General features: G+C 59.2%; 4 protein-coding genes, 1 rRNA gene, 1 pseudogene and 1 other annotated feature (1 of these 7 only partly in view). All 6 genes and pseudogenes read left to right on the top strand.

Annotation, left to right across the window (positions count from 1 at the left end; all coding sequences use genetic code 11):
• Positions 1 to 21, top strand: a sequence feature (23S ribosomal RNA rRNA prediction is too short); it begins 350 nt to the left of the window's first position.
• A gap of 53 nt (positions 22 to 74) precedes the next feature.
• Positions 75 to 191 (top strand): 5S ribosomal RNA (gene rrf / locus AXF19_RS01800).
• A 45-nt stretch (positions 192 to 236) separates the two neighbouring features.
• Positions 237 to 425: pseudogene (locus AXF19_RS14165) on the top strand (MFS transporter); the annotation flags it as partial.
• 200 nt (positions 426 to 625) lie between these two features.
• Complete coding sequence (locus AXF19_RS01795; protein ID WP_237141655.1) at positions 626 to 2,506, top strand: SpoIVB peptidase S55 domain-containing protein; 1,881 nt, start codon at positions 626 to 628, stop codon at positions 2,504 to 2,506.
• Between the two features lie 22 nt (positions 2,507 to 2,528).
• On the top strand, positions 2,529 to 3,824 hold the full coding sequence (gene murA / locus AXF19_RS01790; protein WP_066844274.1) for a UDP-N-acetylglucosamine 1-carboxyvinyltransferase: 1,296 nt from the start codon (positions 2,529 to 2,531) through the stop codon (positions 3,822 to 3,824).
• A gap of 55 nt (positions 3,825 to 3,879) precedes the next feature.
• The gene (scfA, locus tag AXF19_RS01785; RefSeq protein ID WP_006691237.1) at positions 3,880 to 4,017 is read left to right on the top strand and encodes a six-cysteine ranthipeptide SCIFF; all 138 of its coding nucleotides are present in this window, start codon (positions 3,880 to 3,882) and stop codon (positions 4,015 to 4,017) included.
• Between the two features lie 191 nt (positions 4,018 to 4,208).
• A complete protein-coding gene (gene scfB, locus AXF19_RS01780; protein WP_066844271.1) occupies positions 4,209 to 5,597 on the top strand; it encodes a thioether cross-link-forming SCIFF peptide maturase in 1,389 nt (462 codons plus the stop codon).
• The last annotated feature ends 276 nt before the right edge of the window (positions 5,598 to 5,873 follow it).

Here is a 5,873-nt window from a genome sequence, read left to right as displayed (position 1 = left end):
AGTTTTGCCTAACAAGAACAATTTGCTTGATAGTTTCTTCTGTGAAGTTTTGAGTGTACAAGCACTCAAGAAGATGCGGTGATGATGCCTGAACGGTTCCACCTGTTCCCATTCCGAACACAGCAGTTAAGCGTTCAGAGGCCGAGGGTACTTCGTTGGAGACGACGTGGGAGAGTAGGTAGTTGCCGCAAAAGATAAGCTCGTGATGATTCGCGGGCTTTTTTCTACGCACTGAAATTGGCTCGATTGGGCTGATTGGGATGGCACTTGGTGCTGTGCTTGTGGGGACGATTGCAGACCGCATCGGACGCAAGCAGGTGTTTACGATCACGGTTCTCCTCTACAGCATATCGACGGGGCTGTGTGCCGTGGCGTGGAGCTATGAGTCATTGCTCGTGTTCCGTTTCCTTTTGACGTGGGGGGTGTCCGATTGAGGAGGAAATACGACGGGTGTCCCTTTATGCGAAAAAACTAGCGTAATCTTTTACTGTGTGCTACAATAGAGCGGATAGACTCTATTGTAGCATTTTTTTGAGGTGACATTTTGCGATATTCTTTGAAACGCCTTGCAGCGGCGTCTCTTTTTGCGCTTACGATAAACTTCTATACGCCGGCAGTTCATGCGATGCCGCCGATTCTCCCGTACAGTGAGCTGACGGCGGGGATGCAGGGCACGGCGTACACGGTACTGGATACATCGGGTGAGATCCGTACATTCCCCGTGGAGATCCTCGGCCCGATGGACGGCGGCAAGGGCGCTCAGCGCATGATTATGGCACGGACGAGCGGGGAGCTCATCGAGCAGGTTGGCGGCGTTCTCCAAGGCATGAGCGGCAGTCCTGTCTATGTCGGTGACCGCCTTGTCGGTGCGCTCTCGGCGGGGGTGAAGGATCTCAGTCCCTATACGTTCTTCATCACGCCGATCGAGGATATGACGCCGCTCTGGTCGATGCCGGATGTGAAGAATCAGACGAATATTGTGACGGTCGATCTCGTGAAGGAGATCGAGGAGCGCAAAAAGGCAGAGGAAAAGCGCCGTCTGCGTGCGCGCGAAAAGGAATTTGAGAAGATGTCGCGCGAGGAGCGCGAGTCTGAGTGGCGCGATATGATGGCGGTGCTCAGGGGGGAGCAGCCCGAGCAAGCGGCGGAGGATACGTCTGCCGAGGCTGCAAGTGAGACACCCGCAGCGGAGGAGAAGGCGTATGTCTTTGCGCAGGGATTCAATACGGCGGGGCTGCGCTATCTGCAGGACAATCTTCCGATGAAGGGGACGACGCTGCTTCCCCTCGGCGGCTTTGGCGGCAATACGAATCTCCATACGCGCTATGACGCTGCGCTTACGGGCGGTCAGGCGATGGGCGTTGCGATTGTCTATGGCGATTTCAGCGTCGGCGCGACGGGCACGGTGACGGCGGTCGACGGCAAAAATGTTCTGGGCTTTGGGCATTCCTTTATGCACAAGGGAAATGTCAACTATTTCATGACGGATGCGGATGTCATTGGCACGATTGCGGGGCAGAGCAACGGCATGAAGATTGCAAACATCGGCAGTGTGATCGGGCGCATCAATCAGGATCGTGAGACGGGTGTCGCGGGGGTTCTCGGGACGTTCCCGACCTCCGTGCCCATGCAGATTCATGTGAAGGACAATGCGCTCGGGACGGAGGAGACGTTCGGCGCACAGATCGCCTATGACGAGGATTTCCTGCCGATCCTCTCTGGCAGCATTGCCTATGCGGCGATGAGCCGTGTCTCGGACTCTCTCGGGAGCAGCACGGCGCGCGTGCGCTTTGCAATCCGCACGAATGCCTATGAGGGCGGGCTCTTCGAGCGGCGCAATATGTACTACAGCGCGGCAGATGTCGGGCAGGTCGCCGTGACGGAGCTGCTGCAGGCGATGAATCTGATTGTGACGAACGCGGAGAAGGAGTCCGATGTCATCGATGTCGATGTGGATGTGGAGCTGGATGCGGGGCGTGAGACGGCACTCCTTGTCTCGGCGACGCCGGACAAGATGACGGTGAAGCCGGGCGAGACGGTGACGTTCAAGACGACGATTCGCCCGTACCGCAAGGCGGAGGAGACGCTCTCGATCCCGTATCAGGTGCCCAAGGCGCAGCCTGCGGGGACGCTGCATCTCGATATTCGCGGGGGCGGTTTCGTGCCCGTGAATCCGCTGATGCTGCTTGCTCAGGCAGGGCTTGAGATCCCCGACGATGAGGAGCGGTTCAAGTCGACGGAGGATCGTCTCCGCGAGCTCGCGGAGCAGGGACAGAACAACGAGATCATCATTGCGCCGGGTGCTGCGCCCGCACCGACCTCCGAGAAGGAGATGAAGAAGCGCATGAAGGCGGCGGCAAAGGCGTCGGAGCGTGCGGCGAAGGCAGAGCCGGAGAAGCGCGTGACGCTGCTTGCCGATCAGAAGAAGCGGGAAGAGAAGGAAAAATTCTTTGCACCGTATGTCATCGAGAATGTGATACACGCGACGCTCAAGGTAGAGGAATAAGCCGCAGGGAGGGGAACGGCGAATGGAACAACTGGTCATTCATGGGGGTAATCCCCTGCGCGGACGCGTGAAGATCGGCGGGGCAAAGAATGCGGTGCTGCCGATCATTGCGGCGGCACTCCTCGGCAGTCGCGGCGTGAGTGTGCTGGACGATGTGCCCGCGCTCGAGGATGTCTATACGATCTCCTCGGTGCTGCGCGCGCTCGGGGTGCAGGCGGACTACTCTGCCGCAGAGCATCGGCTGAGGATCGATGCGACGCGCATCGAGACGGTCTCGGCACCCTATGAGCTCGTGCGCAAGATGCGTGCGTCCTTTCTCATCATGGGCCCTCTGCTCGCCCGTGAGGGGCGCGCGGAGATTTCGCTGCCCGGCGGCTGTGCGATCGGGACGCGTCCGATTGATCTGCACCTCAAGGGCTTTGAGGCGCTCGGCGCCCAGATTGACATCACGCAGGGGGCGATTCACGCCTCCGCGCCGAAGGGGCTCAAGGGGGCGCGCATCTATTTCGATTTCCCGAGCGTGGGCGCGACGGAGAACGTGATGATGGCGGCATCCTGCGCTGAGGGACAGACGATTCTCGAAAACCCTGCGCTCGAGCCGGAGATTGTCGATCTCGCGAACTATCTGAATGTCATGGGCGCACACATTCGCGGCGCGGGGACGAATCAGATCAAGATTGACGGCGTGCCGGGACTGCGCGCGGCGGACTATACGATCATCCCCGATCGCATTGAGGCGGGGACGTACATGGTTGCGGCGGCGATGACAGGCGGCGATGTCTTCATCGAGAATGCAATCAGCGAGCATCTGAAGCCCGTTGTGGCGAAGCTCAAGGAGGCGGGCGCGCAGATCGAGGAAGGGATTGCGGGCATCCGCGTGCGTGCGGACGGGAAGATGAAGGCGATCGACCTCAAGACGATGCCATATCCCGGCTTTCCGACGGATATGCAGGCGCAGTTCATGGCGATGCTTGCCGTTGCGGAGGGGACGAGCGTTGTGACGGAGACGGTTTTCGAGAATCGCTTTATGCACGTGGAGGAGCTGCAGCACATGGGCGCTGCAATCCGCGTGGATGGACGGACGGCGACGGTCGAGGGCGGGCGTCCTCTGACGGGTGCTGCCGTGCGCGCGACCGATCTGCGCGCGGGTGCGGCGATGGTGCTCGCGGGACTCGTTGCAGAAGGCGAGACGCGCGTCGGCTACATCCACCATATTGACCGCGGCTATGATGATCTCGTGGCAAAGCTCGTTGCGCTCGGCGCGGACATCCGCCGCACGGAGGGCATCTGGGACGAGTGTGAAAAATCACTTGCATAAATGGAATTTATGCGATAAAATCTAGTAGTAACGACCGATTGAGGAGGAATGAGTCATGAAGCACATCAAGACGGTCAACAAGCCGACGATGCAGTCCACGCTCTACACGGGCGGCTGCGGTGAGTGTCAGGCATCCTGCCAGTCCGCCTGCAAGACTTCCTGCACGGTGGGCAACCAGCCCTGCGCGAAGTGAGGCGGGGGAATCGGCTGCGGGGCTGTTGCATGAAGTCTTGTTGACTCGTGCAGCAGCCCCTTTATGCTTTTGTTCGTGATGCGCGTTCAAAGCGCCCCTTCCACCGCTTCGCGGTTCCCCTCCCCCGTCTCGCACGGGGGAGGCTTTGCGTTGCGGAATATCTGTGTATTTTATGAAATAAAGGAGTAGGAATGAAAGTCCGAACGCATAAGTTCAAGCAGAACGATATGCACATCCTTGTCGATGTGAACAGCGGGGCTGTCCATGTGATTGACGAGATGATTTACGATATGATGGATGACTTCGACGGAACGAACGACGAGGCGGTGATTGCGCGCCTTGCGGGGCGCTATCCCGAGAGTGAGCTGCGTGAGGCGTGCGGGGAACTGCACGAGCTGATGGCGGCGGGCGCACTCTTTGCGCCCGACATCAACGTGCCGCCGACGTTCAAGTCGCGTGGGCTCGTGAAGTCGCTTTGTCTTATGGTGGCGCAGGACTGCAATCTGCGCTGCAAATACTGCTTCGGCGACGGCGGCAGCTACGGCGGACATCGCGCCGTCATGAGCCCCGAGGTCGGGCGCGCAGCGGTGGACTTCATCATCCATGGATGCGGCCCTCGAAAGCACTGTGAGATTGACTTTTTCGGCGGGGAGCCGCTGATGAATCTGCGCACGGTGAAGGAGGTCACGGAGTATGTCCGCCGGCGCGAGCAGGAGACGGGCAAGGAGTTCAAGCTGACGCTGACGACGAACGGCATGCTGCTCTCGGACAAGAATATCGCGTGGCTGAACGACAACAATATCTCCGTTGTGCTCTCCTCGGATGGGCGGCGCGAGGTGCACGACGCGATGCGCCCCGATGTGCGCGGCAACGGGTCGTACGATGTCGTGATGAAGAACTTCAAAAAGCTCGTCGATGTGCGTCATGGCAACGACTACTATCTGCGCGGGACGTATACGCGCGAGAATCTGGACTTTACGAAGGATGTGCTCGCGATGAATGAGGCGGGCTTCGATATCCTCTCGATGGAGCCGGTCGTCTTGAAAGACAGCCCGCTCGGCTTTACGGAGGCAGATCTGCCACGCATCTTTGCCGAGTACGACCATCTGACCGAGACGTATCTCAGCCGCGTGCGCGCGGGGAAGGGGTTCTTCTTCTTCCACTTCAATATGGATCTGAATCATGGCCCGTGCGTGGCAAAGCGTCTCGCGGGCTGCGGCGCGGGGCATGAGTACTACGCTGTGGCGGAGAACGGCGATCTCTACCCCTGCCATCAGTTCGTTGGGCGCGAGGAGTATCGCCTCGGCTCGGTCTTCACGGGCGTGGAGAATACGGAGCTGCCGACGTATTTCCGCAATTCGCACGTGCTGAACAAGCCGCTCTGCCGCGACTGTTGGGCGCGGTTCTACTGCAGCGGCGGTTGTCATGCGAATGCCGACCTCTTCCACGGAGACATCCGTCATCCGTACAAGCTGGGCTGTGAGATCCAGAAAAAGCGTCTTGAGTGCGCCATCCTCGTACAGGCAGTGCTTGCGCTCGAGCAGGAGGCGGCGGAGGAAGATCAGCGGAAAAGGGCGTAAGGCATACGAAAAGAGCAGTCACGATCAGGTGACTGCTCTTTTGCATTGTGCGCCTGGCGGCGCACGTTTCTAACCGATGAAAGATCGGAGTCTGCCCGGTAGCGGGAAAGACATAGCCAAAGACAAGGGTGTTCGTCGCGAGGCGAAATCTGAAGGAAGTCGGCGGCAAACCTCCGGCCTGACGAACAGGAACCGCATAGGAGGCTATCGTTGGGGATAAGGCCGCGATCCAGGTTGAAGTCCCAAAGCTACACGGAACCAACGGTGGTAAATGCG

Origin of the sequence: Selenomonas sp. oral taxon 126 (assembly GCF_001683335.1) — a bacterium.
Classification (GTDB): domain Bacteria; phylum Bacillota; class Negativicutes; order Selenomonadales; family Selenomonadaceae; genus Centipeda.
Note: the sequence above shows the minus strand (reverse complement) of the source record. Positions and strands in the feature narration are given on the sequence as shown.

Excerpts from the sequence above, each read along its gene's own strand:
- scfA (WP_006691237.1), top strand. The coding sequence starts at position 3,880 with ATGAAGCACATCAAGACGGTCAACAAGCCGACGATGCAGTCCACGCTC.
- AXF19_RS01795 (WP_237141655.1), top strand. The coding sequence starts at position 626 with ATGCCGCCGATTCTCCCGTACAGTGAGCTGACGGCGGGGATGCAGGGC.
- murA (WP_066844274.1), top strand. The coding sequence starts at position 2,529 with ATGGAACAACTGGTCATTCATGGGGGTAATCCCCTGCGCGGACGCGTG.
- scfB (WP_066844271.1), top strand. The coding sequence starts at position 4,209 with ATGAAAGTCCGAACGCATAAGTTCAAGCAGAACGATATGCACATCCTT.